Origin of the sequence: Ruminococcus sp. RTP21358st1_G6_RTP21358_211008, from assembly GCF_040908885.1 — a bacterium.
Taxonomy (GTDB): domain Bacteria; phylum Bacillota; class Clostridia; order Lachnospirales; family Lachnospiraceae; genus Blautia_A; species Blautia_A faecis.
In genome coordinates this window covers 1-16,997 of the sequence record NZ_JBDGDM010000018.1, presented here as the reverse complement: position 1 = coordinate 16,997, position 16,997 = coordinate 1, and the positions used below count along the sequence as shown (strand labels likewise).

The following is a 16,997-nucleotide window of genomic DNA, read 5'->3' as shown; positions in this document are numbered from 1 at the left end:
TATGATCAAAAAACTGCAGAAAAAATATGCCCTGTCTGAACAGGGAGCAAAAGACCTAATCAAAGGCTGCCTGGCCTGTGTCCTTCAGAATCTGTCTTTTATGTTCCCGGTGGGACTTTTATATTACCTGGTCAGCGATCTGATGAACGGGGGTGTTCCCGGTGGGAAAATTCCATTTTATGTGGCAGGCTGCGTGGTGTGTATCGGCCTGATACTGCTGACCACTTTCTTTCAATACAATGCCACCTATTTTGCCACTTACAAAGAAAGCGGCATCCGCCGTATTACTCTGGCAGAGCATCTGCGCAAAATCCCCCTTTCTTTTTTCGGGAAAAAGGATTTAGCCGATCTTACCAGTACCATTATGGCGGACTGCACCTTCCTGGAGCAGAGTTTTTCACATTTTATCCCTGAGCTTGCAGGTTCAATCATTTCTACGATCCTGATTTCCATCGGTCTGCTCTTTACGGACTGGAGAATGTCACTGGCTGCCTTATGGGTTCTGCCGGTTGCCTTTGCGATTGTGGGATTTTCCGCAAAGATTCAGGAAAATCTGAATCAGAAAGCCATGGATGTGAAGATGGCCTGCGCAGACGGGATACAGGAGTGTATTGAAACAGTTCGTGACCTGAAAGCGAACAATGCGGAGCAGGCATATTTAAAAGGTCTGGAAAAGAAAATCCGTGCTGTGGAGTATCGTTCCATTCTCAATGAATTTGGTCTTGCTGCTTTTGTGGTTTCCGCGTCACTGGTGCTGAAGCTTGGTATTGCAACGGTTGCACTGGTGGGAGCTGTTCTGCTCATGCAAGGGAGCCTCTCCGTGCTTACATTCTTTATGTTCCTTCTGGTAGTATCCCGTTTATATGACCCTCTGCAGGGCGCACTCCAGAATCTTGCGGCAGTCATCAGTACACGAACCAACATTGCCCGTATGAATGAAATTCTCGATCATCCCATCCAGCAGGGCAGTGATAGGCTTTCCAATCAGGGGTATGATATTGTCTTTGACCATGTCGGGTTTGCCTATAATACCGGAGAAACTGTATTGAAAGATGTCTCCTTTACGGCAAAGCAGGGAGAGGTTACGGCTCTGGTGGGCCCGTCCGGCGGCGGAAAAACAACCGTATCCCGGCTGGCAGCAAGGTTCTGGGATATTAACAGAGGAAAGATTACCGTGGGAGGCATGGATGTATCCCGAATAGACCCGGAAACACTGCTTTCTCTGTATTCCATCGTATTCCAGGATGTTACGCTGTTTGACAATACGATTCTGGAAAATATCCGAATCGGAAACAAAGACGCCACAGATGAACAGGTCATTGCGGCTGCGAAACTTGCCAATGTAGATGAATTTGCAGAAAAATTACCAGATGGATGGCATACCAATATCGGGGAAAATGGCTGTGAACTTTCCGGCGGAGAGCGCCAGCGCATCTCTATTGCCCGTGCATTTCTGAAAAATGCGCCGATCATTCTTTTGGATGAAGCTACTGCTTCCCTGGATGTGGAGAATGAAACTCTGATACAGACAGCCCTTTCCCGTCTGATCGCAGATAAAACCGTTCTGGTTATCGCCCACAGGATGCGTACCGTAGCCGGAGCAGATAAGATCGTTGTCCTTTCTGATGGTACAGTTGCAGAAGAAGGATCACCAAAGGATCTGGAAGAAAAGAATGGTGTATATGCCCATATGGTAAAACTGCAGACAGAAAGCCAGAATTGGAAACTTGGGTAAAGAAGGAGGAAATGTAATGAACAAGAACCATTGTAAGCAGGAAAATATCCGACTTGGTACCCACGGAGAAGACTATGGAAGCTGGATGTCCAACCCTGTCTTTTACATCATTGGCGGAATCGGAGTTTTGACCGCTGTGCTGGCTGTCCTCTCTTTTTATGTATTACATGTCGCTGTTCTTGGTGTTCTGTTTACTGTTATCACAATCGCACTTTTGGTTTTGCTGATCTGGATCACATGGATCAGGCGGCAGTATGCCTTTGGCGGTGGCGGAATCATGGAACAGGTTCATCGAGTCGTTCTTTCTCATCTGGACTATGACGGCGAGGGGAAGATTCTGGAAGTAGGCTGCGGCTCCGGAGCATTGACAATCCGTTCAGCTCTGACATGGCCGAAAGCAAAAGTGATCGGTGTTGATTACTGGGGCGCTGTGTACAATTACAGCAAAGCACTCTGCGAGAAGAATGCTGCCAGTGAGGGCGTGGCTTCCCGCTGTGTATTTCAGCACGGTGATGCGAAGCAGCTGGATTTTCCTGATGAGAGTTTTGATGTAGTCATCAGCAACTATGTCTATCACAATGTTATGGGTGCTGATATGCAGAAACTGCTGCTGGAAAGCCTGCGGGTATTGAAAAAAGGCGGCGTCTTTGCACTTAACGATGATATGAAACAAAAGATGTACGGTGACATGGAAGATTTTGCGCAGAAACTGCGGGATATGGGGTATGAGGAAGTACGACTCGTTGACACTGCACAGGAAGCTTTTGGCTCCCACCGTCGGGCTGCCATGATGATGCTGGGGTCTTCCCGGCTGCTTGTCGGCAGAAAGTAATGTATCAAAACAGGAGGTTTGGCTATGTCCAAGTTAGGAGTCGTGGAGGATACCCTGTTTGTCCCTATGCTGGGAAGAATTTATGCTAGTGAGCATTGCTCGCAAATTTTATATGATAAAAAGGCATTGGAATTGAAAAATAGGCTGCCGTTAGACTTGATTGAACAGAATATGCAGAACCAGTATACGCTTTTGGCCTCTGCTTCCCGGTCTGCTAATATGGATCGGATTATTCGGTCTTTTCTGGAACGCAGACCGGACGGTGTGATTGTCCAACTGGGCTGTGGTCTGGAGACAACCTATCACCGATGTGATAACGGGAAGACACACTGGTATGCCGTGGATCTGCCTCATGTAATCGAATACCGGCGGGGACTTCTTCCCGAACCAGAGAGGGAATTATATATTTCCGGGGATGCCTTTGCAAAGGATTGGATCAAAAAAGTTCGCAATGATGTACTTGATGCTCCTATTCTCGTTACTGCAGGCGGGTTATTTCATTATTTTGAGGAACATAAGGTCATTGCCCTTCTGCGTATGATTGGGCAATTTGGAAATATGGAAGTTGTTTTTGATACGGTGAACAAAAGAGGAATGACCATGATGAAGAAAAAATATATGAAACAGGTCGGCCATGCCGATGCACAAATGTTCTTTTATGTGGATTCAGCGGAAGAACTGGCAGCAAAGATCGGGGGTAATGTGAAGGTGATTGCGGAGGAACCATACTATCGTTACATCCCTAAAAATGGCTTAAAGCTATCCACAAAGGTCAGTATGACAGTTTCTGATCAATTCAAGATGGTAAAGATGATACATCTAAAACTATAGTGGATATACAATATCAGAGAGAGAGAACTTTATCATTTTTTCGGACGCACTGATGAAACACCATCAAAAGCCGCTTTCTATCACCAGCGTGCAAAATTAAAAGATAATGCACTATGGGAACTTTTGCAAATCTTTAACCAGAAGCTTCAACCAACTCTATACAGAAACCGTTATCGTTTGGTTGCTTGTGACGGTTCTGTTGCTGATGAAGTCGATCCGGAACTTCTGGCAAAAGTATTGGCTAATCCAGAGATGTGGGCATTGCTCAATTCACTGGCGAAAACGATGAAGTAATGAAAAATAGTGAAAAAATAGTGTAATTTTAATAAAAAAACAATTCATAAAACGATATAATATATGGATAAAATGAGGATATTTATTGTGTATATGGATATTCTATCTCCATCAGTAAACTAAGTAAAATAAAAATTCTGCTTTACAAACAACAGATAAAGTATTAAAATAAACAAAAAGATATCTTCAGGGCAGGGTGAGATTCCCTACCGGCGGTAAAGCCCGCGAGCCGAGAGGCATGATCCGGTGAGATTCCGGGGCCGACAGTACAGTCTGGATGGAAGAAGATGATAGTACAGTTGATTTTTTGTATGAATGAATGTAGTATCAGAGCTCTGAGATGGTGATCCATTTCAGAGCTTTTTATATAGGAAAATCAGACATTCATTTATCAATCATATGTAACAGATCAATTCCACCCTGCAGATATTTCTGCAGGCTTTTTTGTATCTGGTACATCGTTTTCGAAATAACTATACCATTCACTTGTCTGTGAATCCGATTGCACATGTTTAAAAGCCTCGGCGTAGCCCAGGCAAAGAACAGGAATAAGAAAGAAGGAATAGAAATGACGGATCAGGAATATATGCTTCGGGCTATTCAACTGGCCAAAAAAGGAGAAGGCTGGACGAATCCCAATCCTATGGTAGGGGCAGTGATCGTAAAAGACGGAAAGATCATCGGGGAAGGCTATCATAAAAAGTATGGAGAACTTCACGCGGAACGTAATGCAATTGCTTCTCTTACAGAATCAGCAGAAGGTGCGGTGATTTATGTCACGTTGGAGCCTTGCTGTCATCATGGTAAAACACCTCCATGTACGGAAGCGATCATTGAACAGAAGATCAGAAAAGTGGTGATCGGTTCCAGAGATCCGAATCCGAAAGTGGCAGGAAAAGGTGTACAGATGTTAAGGGAAGCCGGTGTAACAGTAGTTGAAGATTTTATGAGAGAAGAATGTGATCAGCTGAACCCGGTGTTTTTCCATTATATTACTACGAAGACCCCTTATGTGGTAATGAAGTATGCCATGACACTGGATGGGAAGATCGCAACGAAAACAGGAGCATCAAAATGGATCACCGGAGAATCTGCACGAAAAGAAGTACAGCATATGCGGCATCAGTACATGGGAATCATGGCTGGTATTGGAACTGTGCTTGCAGATGATCCGATGTTAAACGTCCGGGTAGAAGGCTGGAAAAGTCCTGTTAGGATTGTGTGTGACAGTAAGCTCAGGATCCCGCCGGGCAGTCAGATTGTAAAAAGTGCGGAAAAGTACCGGACGATCGTGGCTTATGCAGAACAGAAAAATGCAAAAGAGAAAATAAAAATATTACATACCATGGGAGTTGAAACCATTTACTGTCCCGACGAAAAGAATCAGATAGACCTTAAGAAGCTGATGGCAGATCTTGGAAACAGAGGCATTGACAGCATCCTCCTGGAGGGAGGAGGTACGTTAAATGACAGTGCACTGCGAGCTGGAATTGTAAAGGAAGTACAGGCTTTTGTGGCACCAAAGCTGTTTGGCGGTGTGGCTGGGAAGACACCGGTAGAGGGTATTGGAGTTGAACTGCCGTCTGAAGCAGTGGAACTGAAATATACAGATATCTGTCAGATCGGTAAGGATATCCGGATAAAATGTCAGGTGTGTGATAAAAAACAGGAGGAATCATGTTTACAGGAATCGTAGAAGAGAAAGGAAAAGTCCGTTATATACAGCTGACAGGGGAATCAGGGATCCTGGCAGTGAAAGCCCGGAAAGTCCTGGAAGGGACAAGGATCGGTGACAGTATCGCTGTGAATGGTGTGTGTCTGACAGTTACGTCGATTCAGCCGGACGGATTTACTGCCGATGTGATGGCAGAGACGATCAGAAGAAGCAGTCTTGGCAGCTGCAAGGCCGGAAGCCAGGTAAACCTGGAACGTGCAATGGCTGCAGACGGCAGGTTCGGGGGACACATAGTAAGCGGCCATATTGATGGGACTGGCGTGATACGTTCCATGCTCCGGGAAGAAAATGCCATCTGGGTATCAATTGAGACATCGCCACAGATTTTGCATCTGATCGTGGAAAAAGGATCCGTCTGTATTGATGGGATCAGCCTGACAGTTGCAAGGGTTGATGAAGCTGGTTTTCAGGTGTCGGTCATTCCACATACAGGAGAAGAAACCACTCTTTTGGAAAAGGTGCCGGGGGATCTGGTTAATCTGGAAAATGATGTGATCGGAAAATACGTAGAAAAACTGCTTGGCATCAGAAAAAACGAAGAAGAGAAAAAAGAATCCGGAATTACGATGGAGTTTCTTGAAGAATTCGGGTTTTAGAACAGGAGGATATACACTATGTCACAAAATTATCAGTACAACACAATTGAAGAAGCACTTAGGGATCTTAAGGAAGGAAAAATAGTTCTGGTCACAGATGATCCGGACAGAGAAAATGAGGGAGATCTGATATGTGCGGCAGAGTTTGCGACCAGGGAAAATATTAATTTCATGGCGACCTATGCAAAGGGTCTTATCTGTACACCGATGAGTGCAGAAATTGCGGCGAGATTGAACTTTCCGCCGATGGTTGCGGAGAACACGGACAATCACAGTACAGCATTTACCGTGGCAGTAGATCACGCAGATACAACCACAGGTATCTCTGCGGAAGAGCGCTCCTATACTATCATGAAGTGTGTGGATGATCAGTCAAAACCGGAGGATTTCAGAAGACCGGGACATGTGTTTCCGCTTATTTCCAGAAAAGGCGGGGTTTTGGTACGAAATGGCCATACAGAGGCAACAACAGATCTTATGAGACTTGCCGGACTGAAAGAATGCGGCGTGTGCTGTGAAGTTATGAAAGAAGATGGAACTATGATGCGTACATCACAGCTATGGGAAATGGCAAAAGAGCATAACCTTACATTTATTACGATCCGTGATCTGCAGGATTATATAAGAATACATGAAAAGCATGTAAAGGAGGAAGCCGTTGCAAACCTCCCAACGCAGTACGGTGATTTTAAAATGTATGGTTATATCAATGATATTACAGGAGAGCATCATCTGGCACTGGTAAAAGGTGATCTGGGAGATGGTGAGGATGTGCTTTGCCGGGTACATTCGGAGTGTCTGACAGGGGATGCATTCGGATCGCTCAGATGTGACTGTGGCCTGCAGCTGCAGACAGCGATGCGCCAGGTAGAAGCAGAAGGCCGAGGAATTATTCTGTATATGAGACAAGAAGGCCGAGGAATCGGACTGATCAATAAGATCAAAGCATATGCGCTTCAGGAGCAGGGATACGATACTGTGGAGGCTAATGTGAAGTTAGGGTTTGCACCGGATCTCAGAGAGTACTGGGTCGGGGCACAGATACTGTCAGACCTTGGTGTGAAATCATTAAGATTACTGACAAATAATCCGAATAAAGTCTATGGACTTGGCGAATTCGGACTGAAGATCAATGAGAGAGTACCTCTGGAGATTCCGGCACAAAAGTATGACCGGAAGTATATGAAGACGAAGCAGGAAAAGATGGGTCATATTTTTAAAGAAATAAATTTATAAAAAACAGCAAATATCAGGAGGAAGAAAAAATGAGACAGATCAATTTAGTAGAAGGAAAAGTAGTAGCACCGGAGGGAATGAAGGTTGGTATCGTGGCAGCGAGATTCAATGAAATTATTGTGAATAAATTATTGGGAGGGGCAGTCGACGGACTGGTAAGACATGGAGTAGAAGAAGAGAACATTACTGCAGCATGGGTACCGGGAGCATTTGAGATTCCGATTACAGCACAGAAGATGGCACAGTCAGGAAAATATGATGCAATTATCTGCGTTGGAGCTGTCATCCGTGGAGATACTTCACATTATGATCTGGTGTGTAATGAATCTGCCAAGGGAATCGCACAGGTTGAACTTGCAACAGGAATCCCGGTTTTATTCGGAGTGATCACGACTGAAAATATCGAGCAGGCTATTGCGCGTGCAGGAAGCAAAGCGGGAAATAAAGGCTATGATTGTGCATTATCTGCGATTGAGATGGTCAATCTGATGAAGCAGCTCTAAAAGACAGGAAAATAAATGATGACAAAAACGATCATATTCGATTATGATGGAACGATCCATCATACCCTTGGAATCTATGAACCGGCATTTCGTGAAACCTATCAGTGGCTGACAGAACAGAAGGTTACCGAAGAACGGGAGATAGGCTCGGTGGAAATTGCCGGCTGGCTGGGACTTAACAGTAAGGAGATGTGGAATACATTTTTGCCGGAACTGGATCAGAGCTATAAAGAGCAGGCAAGCAGGATGGTAGGAGATCTGATGGTAAGACAGATCAGGAAACATAAGGCAGTGTGGTATCCGGGAGCAGAGGAGATGCTAACAGCTTTGAAGAACCGGGGATATCACCTTGTGATCTTAAGTAACTGTAAAGCTTCATATCGTGAGGCACACTGGAAGGAATTTGGGATGGAACGATGGTTTGATCGTTTTTATGACTGTGAATCATACAGATTCCGTCCAAAGACAGAAATTGTGCAGGAAATCATCCGGGAATATAGTGGCCCTTATCTGGTAGTCGGAGACAGGAGACAGGATCTGGAATGTGCCAGGTCCTGCAAAAGCCCTTTTATAGGATGCCTGTATGGATATGGTGAGAAAGGGGAACTGAATGGGGCTGATTATTATGCAGAACATATAGAGGATATACTGCAGATGGTGATATGATTTTTGCAATATAAAAATCTGAAGGAAAAAAGTTAAAAATAAGTACTTCTGTAAAATAAAAGGATATAGAAAATTTGCAACAACTTGTTGCAAATTCTGAGGCGGGGATGATTTTAGGATAGTCATAGTGATAGAGGTAATCCACTTTTCTAACCCCATCTGTACAGTAAAGTTCTCAAGTCCAGTTGTACAAAGCGCTACTGCACGGGGAACCAGATGGAATGCATCTCCACTTCCTAAAAGAACTGCCATAATTCCAAACATGGTAAACTGTCGGTTTCCTTTGCCTTTGCGGATCATTTATAGATTTTACTGTGGAAGATTTTGCATAAAGTGTTTTCCGTGCTTGTGTGTACCATTATCTGATATCAAAGCAGTACAGGGTGATTCCGGCCATGCACAGGTCAATATGATTACGGATGCGTACTCTCATATTCCGGATGATGACCAAAGGAAAAATGCAGAGCTTTTTAAAGAAGCATTTTATGAGAAAAAGAATCTGAATCCAGAGAGGCGGGCGTTGCTCAATTCGTTGGCGAAAACGATGAAGTAATGAAAAATAGTGAAAAAATAGTGTAATTTTAATGAAAAAACAATCCATAAAACGATATAATATATGGATGAAATGAGGATATTTATTGTGTATATGGATATTCTATCTCCATCAAATCTATTGAAATCTCCATCATTTGTTGATAGAATGATGGAAATAAATCTGAAGTGAAGGAGATTCCTATGAGAGACTTTGATTTTATTGTAAGTCCTGAAAAATTGTTAACACCTGAAATTGTTCAGATGGTTAGCAGCATTCATGAACATAAAGGCAAACAGGAATTATTTCTCGAAGCCAATGTAGATGAATTGAAAACACTCTTAGAAGTTGCATTGGTTCAGAGTACGGGAGCATCCAACCGAATCGAAGGTATATTTACAAGCGATAAGCGTTTGGAAGAATTGGTAAGTCAAAAAGCAGAACCCCGCAACCGATCTGAGCAGGAAATTGCTGGTTATCGTGAAGTACTTTCCACAATTTACGAAGGTTATGAATATATCAACCCAAGACCGAACATTATTTTGCAGTTACATCGAGATCTGTACTCCTATTCACAGGGATCTGCTGGTGGAAGTTATAAGAATTCCGATAATGTAATTGCAGAAACAGATGCCGAGGGTCATCAGAAGGCACGTTTTATTCCAGTTCCCGCATTTCAGACTGCTGAAGCGATGGAAGAACTTTGCGCTCGCTTCCTTGAAGCATGGGAAGCTGACCGCATTGATAAACTGGTTTTGATTCCCATGTTCATTCTGGACTTTCTGTGCATTCATCCTTTCAATGACGGAAATGGTAGGATGAGCCGTTTGCTCACTTTACTGCTTTTTTACAAGGCGGGATACATCGTTGGAAAATATGTCAGTATGGAAATGCTGATTGAAAAGACAAAAGAAACATATTATGAAGCCCTTCAAGCAAGTTCTACTGGCTGGCATGAGGGCGAAAACAGCTATGAGCCTTTTGTTAAATATTATCTGGGTATCATGTTGAAAGCATACAATGAATTCGAAAGCCGTGTAGAGTATTTGAAGCATCGGAGTCTTTCTAAGCCTGATAGAATTAAAGCGGTTATTGATAACAAGGTTGGCAAAATTACAAAGAAAGAAATCATGGAGCTTTGTCCTGATATAAGCAAAATTACCGTGGAAAGGACTTTGACGAATCTGGTTAAGAGTGGGTATATCGCAAAAGTTGGTGCAGGTCCATCTACTGGTTATGTCCGTGTTTAAAAATATGAAAGTAGCTTATAAATTTGCCAGTCAAAACCGGCATTTTCTTAGCAAAAATCATTGCCTTTTATGTCGGCTTCTATAGCCGTAATCCTTTAATATCTTTAATACGTGATAAGATCGTATTGCAGCTGCAGCTGATAACGCCGGGAAGTGTATCAATGACTGTGTGCAGGAAGTGTTCCATTTCATCATTTGATGAAGCAACGGCATGTACATGCAGCTTGTCTCTTCCTGTGACACGGTAAATCTGCGTGACAGTATCATTATTATGTAATATATCTGTCACCTGCGACAGATGGTCTGGTTTTATCTCGATTTCAAAATAGCATGAAACAGCACCGCTGATCTTTTGAGGGTTTATTATAGTTGTATATTCTTCAATTATGCCTTGTTTCTCCAGAGCCTGAATCCGGGCTTTTACTGCCACTCTGGAAATACCGGTTTCTTTACCGATATCAGAGTAAGAAATACGTGCATTTTCTATAAGCAACTGGATGATTTTCTGATCCAGTTCATCTAAACCGTTCAGGTACATAAGTGTCCCTCCTGTAAAATAATATCCTCCGGATATTAAATATCATATCATTTATTTAGCTGAAAGTAAACGCGGGCTTGACTTAGCAGCTGTAGCTACATATAATTGTTTCATAACGTAATTTAAAACTTGCGTTTTGAATGTATGGAATAGATTCTGGTGAAGGAAAGAATAAGCGAAATTATAAAGGCTTTGGAGGAATATGATAATGTCAAAAGATGAATATTTGCTCACAGATACGCCTCTTAAAGCGTTGACGGTTTTTGCAATGCCAATGATTTTGGGCAGTTTTTTTCAGCAAATATACAATATGGCTGACTCTATCATCGTCGGCCAATTTGTTGGCTCCTCTGCACTTGCAGCTGTCGGGGCCTGCGCAGCGCTGACCAATGTTTTCATTTGTGTGGCACTGGGGGCAGGTGTCGGTGCCGGTGTGCTCGTGAGCCGCTATTTCGGTGCCAGGGAGTATGGAAAAATGAAGACCATCGTGTCAACGTCCTTGTTTAGCTTTTTAATTTTAAGCATAGTCCTTGGTGTTTTTGGCTTTTGCTTTTCCCACTCGATGATGAGAGTATTACAAACCCCTGGCGATATACTGAATGATGCAGTGTTATATCTGCGGGTCTATTTTGTGGGCTTTCCGTTTCTGTTTATGTATAACATTCTTTCCAACATGTTCACTTCCATTGGTGAATCAAAAATCCCACTGGGGCTCCTGGTATTCTCGTCAATCTTAAATATTTTTATGGATCTTTGGATGGTGGCAGGACTTGGTCTCGGTGTGTTTGGTGCAGCCCTTGCGACTCTTATAGCACAGGGGATTTCTGCGGTGTTTTCACTTTTTCTTTTCCTTAGCCGGATGCGTCGATATAAAAGTCGCTTTGACTGGTTTGACAGGCAGGAGTTATATTCCATGCTTCAAATTGCTGTACCTTCGGTTCTTCAGCAGTCTACAGTGTCCATCGGTATGATGATCGTACAGGCTGTTGTAAATCCTTTCGGTACACAGGCACTTGCGGGTTATGCGGCGACGATGCGGGTAGAGAATGTTTTTTCATTGATTTTTGTATCCATTGGCAATGCGGTTTCCCCATATGTTTCCCAGAATCTTGGTGCAAAGAAAATTGAACGGATCAAAAAAGGATATCACGCTGCACTGGTGTTAGATGTATGTTTTGCAGTTCTTGCTTTTATAGTCATTGAAACATTGCATACTCAGATTTCCTCACTATTCCTTGGTAAAGATGGAACTGCCCTGGCTTATCAGGTATCCGAGGGTTATATGAGATGGCTCGGTTACTTCTTCATCTTTATGGGAATCAAAATGGCAACCGATGGGGTCCTTCGTGGTCTTGGAATCATGCGCCCGTTCCTTATTGCAAATATGGTGAATCTGGCGATCCGTCTGTCGGTTGCTTTGATTTGTGCACCGCGTTTTGGCATTGTGTTTGTCTGGCTTGCTGTACCAGCAGGTTGGTTTGCAAACTTTTTAATATCCTATGTGGCTCTTCGGAGATCATGGCCGACTGATAAAGAGGTGCAATCTCGATAGCCTAAAGTAATTTAAAAGGAGAAATTTATAGTATGAACGATAAATGTGTGGTATTGAATGCAAAGAAAATGAATTTTGATGGGAAGCTGGATTTTTCCGTTTTATCTTCTGATGTTACAGTATATGATGATACAACAGAACAGCAGCTGTCAGAGCGTATTCAGGGTGCAGATATCATTGTAACAAAGGAGATGCCTGTGAGTGCAGAAATGATACAGAAATTTCCGGAATCTGTTAAACTGATCTGCGAGGCAGGTACAGGATATAATAATATTGATCTTGAAGCAGCACGAAAGAAGGGGATTACAGTCTGCAATATCCCGGCATACAGCACAGAACGTGTGGCACATACTGCGATCATGATGATATTGAATCTGAGTTCTGCAATGCAGGTACAGATGAAGATGCTGGCATGCGGAAATCATGACAATTTTACCAGAAATCTTCAGGTTCCGCATGTTGAGGTAAATGGAAAAACACTTGGTGTTATAGGTGCAGGACACATTGGCAGGAAAGTTATCCAGATCGCACAGGCTTTGGATATGAACATACTTGTATATGCCAGGACACCGAAAGAGGATGAGAAGGGGATCTGCTATGTATCGCTTGAGGAGCTGCTTAAGAATAGTGATTATGTTTCCATGCACTGTCCATTGACAGAAAGTACAAAACATATGATCAATAAAGAAACTCTATCGCTTATGAAGCCATCAGCGTTTATTATTAATACTTCAAGAGGTGCGCTTATTGATGAGGCTGCTCTTATAGAAGCATTAGAAAATGGTATGATTGCAGGAGCCGGACTTGATGTTCAGGAAACTGAACCACCTGAAGAAACAAACCCTCTTTATACTATGGATCAAGTCCTTTTGACGCCACATATGGGATGGAAAGGACTTGAGACAAGACAGCGGTTGGTTTCTATTCTGGCGGATAATATAAAGCAGTTTATGGAAGGAAATCCGATCAATGTTGTATCAGATCTATAGTATCTGGCAGCAAAGTGATGATATAACTTCCGGGTTTGCAGAGTGAAAAAAATATAATTACAATCAATAAATCAGTGCTTTGATATCTTCTTCCAATATAGCAGGAATAACATAAACAATAGAATTACTGGAAAAAATAAGTCCGAATAGTCGTCAGAAACGCTGAGAAGAAATTATTCTCAGCGTTTTTTGAACATTACTATAATGTCAAGGAATCTTCTGCATCTACCCCACATCTGTAAATTTCCATCAAGATACAGTCTCGCATATTCTAGTGGTTCATCAATGGCAAGTGTGTTTAATGCACAATCTGATCCGGGTGTGGTTCTCAAATTCTTTTCTGCTTTCCAGCAGTCAATGCGAAGCATATAGCCTGCACTGATATAAACATCAATGCTGTTTCGTCCGGGATTATATTCTGCAAATATTGTTCTCATCGTATTTTATCTTCTTATCGTTCAATCAATTATTTGCTACAAAAATCAGAAGCATTTCAATCAGTTCACCATGTCACTTTTATTTTGTGTTATACTGTTTTACATAATTTTCTTGGTCTTGTATTTTCCCTTATCAGAGTTCGTAAACACTGGCGGGACGATATAACACAAGGGAAACAATAAGGGAAAGCTCAATCGGAATTTACAGGAAGTGTGACAAGAAAGCCAAAACGGTATACTGGGAAAAAAAGATTAAGAAAAGAATAAAGAGCTGGTTTTAATTGTAAAATTTATGGGGAACTAACATCAGCTTATTGACATTAATTTAAAAATAAGTATAATAATAGTTGAGTAATTGTTCAACTATTATTTGGAGGTGAATATATGTCAAAAACGTCTTATATTTGTAATTGCGATGTAATTCATGAGGATATTGTGAATGATGTGAAATCCAAGATGCAGCCAAAAGATGATTATATCCAGTTGGCTTCTTTGTTTAAGCTATTTGGAGATGGAACTAGAGTACAAATCTTACACGCTCTAGAACAGAGTGAGATGTGTGTATGTGATCTTGCAGTGCTACTGGGGGTAACAAAATCTGCAATTTCGCATCAGTTAAAGGCATTACGCCTAGCGAATCTGGTAAAATTCCGTAAAGAAGCACAGATAGTTTACTACTCGCTGGCAGATGATCATGTGAAAGAGATTATTGACAAGGGATTTGAGCATCTTTGGCAGAAATAATATTTTTTAATATTATAGTTGAGTAATTGAACAATTAAACAAATTATAAGGAGATTATCATGAAACGCATATTTCTATTAAAAGGGTTGGACTGTCCAAATTGTTCCGCAAAAATTGAAAAAGAAGTCGGAGAGTTGGATGGAGTGCAATCCTCAGTGGTAAATCTGATGAAGCAGACGCTTACAATCAATGTTACTCAGACAGCCGCAGATACGATAGCCAGTCAGATTGAAACGATTGTTCATAGTCATGAGCCCGATGTGGAAGTTCAGGAAGAAACCGTTATGAATGTTACAAAGAGTTATTCGTTAAAAGGATTGGATTGTCCGAATTGTTCTGCAAAAATTGAAAAAGAAGTCGGAGAATTGGATGGAGTACAATCCTCAGTTGTAAATTTGATGAAGCAGACGCTGACAATCAATGTTGCTCCAGCTGCCGCAAATACAATAGCCAGTCAGATTGAAACGATTGTCCACAGCCATGAGCCGGGTGTGGAGGTTCAGGAAGAAACAATTATCCCCGTTACAAAGAGTTATTTGTTAAAGGGCTTGGACTGTCCGAACTGCTCCGCAAAAATTGAAAAAGAAGTCGGAGAATTGGATGGAGTACAATCCTCAGTTGTAAATTTAATGAAGCAGACGCTGACAATCAATGTTGCTCCAGTTGCCGCAAATACAATAGCCAGTCAGATTGAAACGATTGTCCACAGCCATGAGCCAGATGTAGAAGTTTCCGAAATTGCACAGGAATACTATATACCTGCAAAAAAACAGGATACCAATACATCCTATAACAATGAGGACAAGAAGTTGACGATTCGTTTAGCGATTGGCGCAGCAATCTATGGTATTGGTATGGCATTGACAGTTTTTGTGAAAGTGCCACTGCCTGTCGAGTTAGTTTTTCTCATTGTCTCCTATATTATTCTTGGCGGGGATGTTGTATGGCAAGCTGTGAGGAATATTTCAAAGGGACGTGTATTTGATGAACATTTCCTGATGAGCGTTTCTACGATTGGTGCTTTTGTCATTGGTGAATATCCGGAAGCAGTTGCTGTTATGCTGTTCTATCAAGTTGGTGAATTTTTCCAGTCATTGGCTGTTGAGCGTTCCAGAAAATCTATATCAGATTTAATGGATATACGTCCGGATTGTGCTACAGTCAGAAGGAACGGAGAATTGATTACCATATCTCCTGAAAGTGTTGCCATTGGCGAGATTATTATTGTAAAGCCTGGTGAAAAAATCCCATTAGACGGTGTGGTATTGGATGGAGATTCTATGCTGGATACGAGGGCTTTAACTGGAGAATCGGTTCCGAGAAGCGTTCATAAAGGAGACGAAGCACTTTCCGGTTGTATGAATCAGACGGGTGTTTTAACGATTAAGACAACGAAAGCATTTGGTGAATCTACTGCTTCAAAGATTATTGATCTTGTGGAGAATGCGTCCAGTAGAAAAGCACCAACAGAAAATTTCATTACTACATTTGCACGTTATTACACTCCTGTTGTTGTAATCTTAGCAGCTATTCTGGCAATTCTGCCACCGATCCTTCTTGGTGGAGGTTGGACAGAGTGGATTCGCAGAGGATTTGTTTTCCTTGTGGTATCTTGCCCATGTGCATTGGTCATTTCAATCCCGCTGACTTTCTTCGGAGGTATTGGTGTGGCATCTAAACGAGGTGTTCTTGTAAAAGGAAGTAATTATTTAGAGGCGCTTAATAATGTCAGCATTATTGTGTTCGATAAAACTGGAACACTTACAAAGGGTGTTTTCAATGTGACTGATATTCTGCCTGCAAATGGATTTTCAAAAGAACAGGTTCTGGAGTATGCGGTCCAGGCAGAGAGCTTTTCTAACCATCCTATTGCAAAATCCATTCTCTCTGCTTATGGAAAAGAAATTGACCAATCAGTTATCTCTGATTACAAGGAAATTTCCGGATATGGAATCAGTGCCATGGCAGGAAAGAAGAAAGTTTATGCTGGCAATACGAAACTTATGGATTCAGAGCATGTGGAGTACACAGCCTGTGAAAAAGTTGGTACAAAGGTTTATGTAGCAGTAGATGGTCAATATGCCGGATGCATTTTGATAACAGATGAAGTAAAGCCGGACAGCAAAAAAGCAATTTCTGATTTGAAACATATCGGTGTGGAAAAAACAGTCATGCTTACTGGTGATGATGAAAAAATCGGAAAGGCTGTTGCGGAAGAATTGCAGTTGGATGAATATTATGCACAACTGTTTCCTGATCAAAAAGTGGAAAAGGTTGAGCTTTTGGACAGTAAAAAGAGACAGGGAAGCAAATTAGCTTTTGTTGGTGATGGTATCAATGACGCTCCTGTCCTTGCTCGTGCGGATGTTGGTATCGCAATGGGTGGTCTTGGTTCAGATGCGGCCATTGAAGCTGCGGATGTGGTTCTGATGACAGATGAACCATCTAAGCTCAACATCATAAACTTAAGATTAGATATTACACATTTATATTATCCTGCTAAAAACTCATTTCAAAAGGGCAGATT

16 protein-coding genes, 1 pseudogene and 1 riboswitch are annotated in these 16,997 nt (G+C 42.1%); of the genes and pseudogenes, 14 read left to right on the top strand and 3 right to left on the bottom strand.

Annotated features, from left to right (window positions below):
- Position 1: 1 nt before the first annotated feature.
- The 8 genes from AB5Z12_RS08940 (at position 2) to AB5Z12_RS08905 (ending at position 8,428) form a co-directional block, all read left to right on the top strand.
- Entirely contained in the window at positions 2-1,735 is a 1,734-nt protein-coding gene (locus AB5Z12_RS08940; protein ID WP_148462644.1) for an ABC transporter ATP-binding protein, read from the top strand.
- 16 nt (positions 1,736-1,751) lie between these two features.
- Positions 1,752-2,567, top strand: coding sequence for a class I SAM-dependent methyltransferase (locus AB5Z12_RS08935; RefSeq protein ID WP_148462643.1), 816 nt, complete (start codon positions 1,752-1,754; stop codon positions 2,565-2,567).
- A gap of 24 nt (positions 2,568-2,591) precedes the next feature.
- Positions 2,592-3,398, top strand: a complete 807-nt coding sequence (locus AB5Z12_RS08930; RefSeq protein ID WP_148462642.1) for a class I SAM-dependent methyltransferase — start codon at positions 2,592-2,594, stop codon at positions 3,396-3,398.
- A 472-nt stretch (positions 3,399-3,870) separates the two neighbouring features.
- Positions 3,871-3,985, top strand: a riboswitch (FMN riboswitch).
- Between the two features lie 275 nt (positions 3,986-4,260).
- On the top strand, positions 4,261-5,388 hold the full coding sequence (ribD, locus tag AB5Z12_RS08925; protein ID WP_148462640.1) for a bifunctional diaminohydroxyphosphoribosylaminopyrimidine deaminase/5-amino-6-(5-phosphoribosylamino)uracil reductase RibD: 1,128 nt from the start codon (positions 4,261-4,263) through the stop codon (positions 5,386-5,388).
- Entirely contained in the window at positions 5,370-6,023 is a 654-nt protein-coding gene (gene ribE, locus AB5Z12_RS08920; protein WP_004844978.1) for a riboflavin synthase, read from the top strand. Before ribD ends, ribE (AB5Z12_RS08920) begins: the two co-directional genes overlap by 19 nt.
- An 18-nt stretch (positions 6,024-6,041) precedes the next feature.
- Positions 6,042-7,259 (top strand): bifunctional 3,4-dihydroxy-2-butanone-4-phosphate synthase/GTP cyclohydrolase II, encoded by a 1,218-nt coding sequence (locus AB5Z12_RS08915; protein WP_368357139.1) that lies wholly within the window; start codon positions 6,042-6,044, stop codon positions 7,257-7,259.
- 29 nt (positions 7,260-7,288) lie between these two features.
- Positions 7,289-7,762: a 6,7-dimethyl-8-ribityllumazine synthase gene (gene ribE, locus AB5Z12_RS08910; protein WP_004844980.1), complete on the top strand. Its 474-nt coding sequence runs from the start codon at positions 7,289-7,291 to the stop codon at positions 7,760-7,762.
- A gap of 15 nt (positions 7,763-7,777) precedes the next feature.
- Positions 7,778-8,428 (top strand): HAD family hydrolase, encoded by a 651-nt coding sequence (locus tag AB5Z12_RS08905; protein ID WP_004844981.1) that lies wholly within the window; start codon positions 7,778-7,780, stop codon positions 8,426-8,428.
- A gap of 117 nt (positions 8,429-8,545) precedes the next feature.
- Here the strand turns inward: AB5Z12_RS08905 and AB5Z12_RS08900 are convergent.
- A pseudogene (locus AB5Z12_RS08900) lies at positions 8,546-8,734 on the bottom strand (hypothetical protein); the annotation flags it as partial.
- Between the two features lie 40 nt (positions 8,735-8,774).
- On the opposite strand from AB5Z12_RS08900, the gene AB5Z12_RS08895 reads away from it, so the two are divergent.
- Both AB5Z12_RS08895 and AB5Z12_RS08890 read left to right on the top strand, forming a co-directional pair.
- On the top strand, positions 8,775-8,981 hold the full coding sequence (locus AB5Z12_RS08895; protein WP_044929370.1) for a hypothetical protein: 207 nt from the start codon (positions 8,775-8,777) through the stop codon (positions 8,979-8,981).
- Positions 8,982-9,163: 182 nt separating this feature from the next.
- The gene (locus AB5Z12_RS08890; protein WP_117855166.1) at positions 9,164-10,210 is read left to right on the top strand and encodes a Fic family protein; all 1,047 of its coding nucleotides are present in this window, start codon (positions 9,164-9,166) and stop codon (positions 10,208-10,210) included.
- A gap of 79 nt (positions 10,211-10,289) precedes the next feature.
- Here the strand turns inward: AB5Z12_RS08890 and AB5Z12_RS08885 are convergent, their stop codons facing one another.
- On the bottom strand, positions 10,290-10,748 hold the full coding sequence (locus AB5Z12_RS08885; protein ID WP_148462639.1) for an Lrp/AsnC family transcriptional regulator: 459 nt from the start codon (positions 10,746-10,748) through the stop codon (positions 10,290-10,292).
- Between the two features lie 208 nt (positions 10,749-10,956).
- Between AB5Z12_RS08885 and AB5Z12_RS08880 the strand changes: the two genes are divergently transcribed.
- The gene (locus tag AB5Z12_RS08880) at positions 10,957-12,300 is read left to right on the top strand and encodes an MATE family efflux transporter (protein ID WP_117855163.1); all 1,344 of its coding nucleotides are present in this window, start codon (positions 10,957-10,959) and stop codon (positions 12,298-12,300) included.
- Positions 12,301-12,332: 32 nt separating this feature from the next.
- Positions 12,333-13,289 carry a 2-hydroxyacid dehydrogenase gene (locus AB5Z12_RS08875; protein ID WP_148462638.1) on the top strand — a complete coding sequence of 319 codons (957 nt, stop codon included), beginning with the start codon at positions 12,333-12,335 and terminating at the stop codon, positions 13,287-13,289.
- Between the two features lie 179 nt (positions 13,290-13,468).
- Here the strand turns inward: AB5Z12_RS08875 and AB5Z12_RS08870 are convergent, their stop codons facing one another.
- Positions 13,469-13,726 carry a DUF6061 family protein gene (locus tag AB5Z12_RS08870; RefSeq protein WP_072522455.1) on the bottom strand — a complete coding sequence of 86 codons (258 nt, stop codon included), beginning with the start codon at positions 13,724-13,726 and terminating at the stop codon, positions 13,469-13,471.
- A gap of 384 nt (positions 13,727-14,110) precedes the next feature.
- Between AB5Z12_RS08870 and AB5Z12_RS08865 the strand changes: the two genes are divergently transcribed.
- Both AB5Z12_RS08865 and AB5Z12_RS08860 read left to right on the top strand, forming a co-directional pair.
- Positions 14,111-14,470 carry a helix-turn-helix transcriptional regulator gene (locus AB5Z12_RS08865; RefSeq protein ID WP_015512809.1) on the top strand — a complete coding sequence of 120 codons (360 nt, stop codon included), beginning with the start codon at positions 14,111-14,113 and terminating at the stop codon, positions 14,468-14,470.
- Between the two features lie 59 nt (positions 14,471-14,529).
- Positions 14,530-16,997, top strand: a 2,468-nt coding sequence (locus AB5Z12_RS08860) for a heavy metal translocating P-type ATPase (RefSeq protein ID WP_368357140.1), incomplete at its 3' end; no start/stop codon positions are given.

Coding starts and splice junctions, on each gene's coding strand:
- ribE (WP_004844980.1), top strand. CDS start 7,289: ATGAGACAGATCAATTTAGTAGAAGGAAAAGTAGTAGCACCGGAGGGA.
- AB5Z12_RS08930 (WP_148462642.1), top strand. CDS start 2,592: ATGTCCAAGTTAGGAGTCGTGGAGGATACCCTGTTTGTCCCTATGCTG.
- AB5Z12_RS08890 (WP_117855166.1), top strand. CDS start 9,164: ATGAGAGACTTTGATTTTATTGTAAGTCCTGAAAAATTGTTAACACCT.
- ribD (WP_148462640.1), top strand. CDS start 4,261: ATGACGGATCAGGAATATATGCTTCGGGCTATTCAACTGGCCAAAAAA.
- AB5Z12_RS08905 (WP_004844981.1), top strand. CDS start 7,778: ATGATGACAAAAACGATCATATTCGATTATGATGGAACGATCCATCAT.
- ribE (WP_004844978.1), top strand. CDS start 5,370: ATGTTTACAGGAATCGTAGAAGAGAAAGGAAAAGTCCGTTATATACAG.
- AB5Z12_RS08885 (WP_148462639.1), bottom strand. CDS start 10,748: ATGTACCTGAACGGTTTAGATGAACTGGATCAGAAAATCATCCAGTTG.
- AB5Z12_RS08875 (WP_148462638.1), top strand. CDS start 12,333: ATGAACGATAAATGTGTGGTATTGAATGCAAAGAAAATGAATTTTGAT.
- AB5Z12_RS08865 (WP_015512809.1), top strand. CDS start 14,111: ATGTCAAAAACGTCTTATATTTGTAATTGCGATGTAATTCATGAGGAT.
- AB5Z12_RS08870 (WP_072522455.1), bottom strand. CDS start 13,726: ATGAGAACAATATTTGCAGAATATAATCCCGGACGAAACAGCATTGAT.
- AB5Z12_RS08935 (WP_148462643.1), top strand. CDS start 1,752: ATGAACAAGAACCATTGTAAGCAGGAAAATATCCGACTTGGTACCCAC.
- AB5Z12_RS08880 (WP_117855163.1), top strand. CDS start 10,957: ATGTCAAAAGATGAATATTTGCTCACAGATACGCCTCTTAAAGCGTTG.
- AB5Z12_RS08940 (WP_148462644.1), top strand. CDS start 2: ATGATCAAAAAACTGCAGAAAAAATATGCCCTGTCTGAACAGGGAGCA.
- AB5Z12_RS08915 (WP_368357139.1), top strand. CDS start 6,042: ATGTCACAAAATTATCAGTACAACACAATTGAAGAAGCACTTAGGGAT.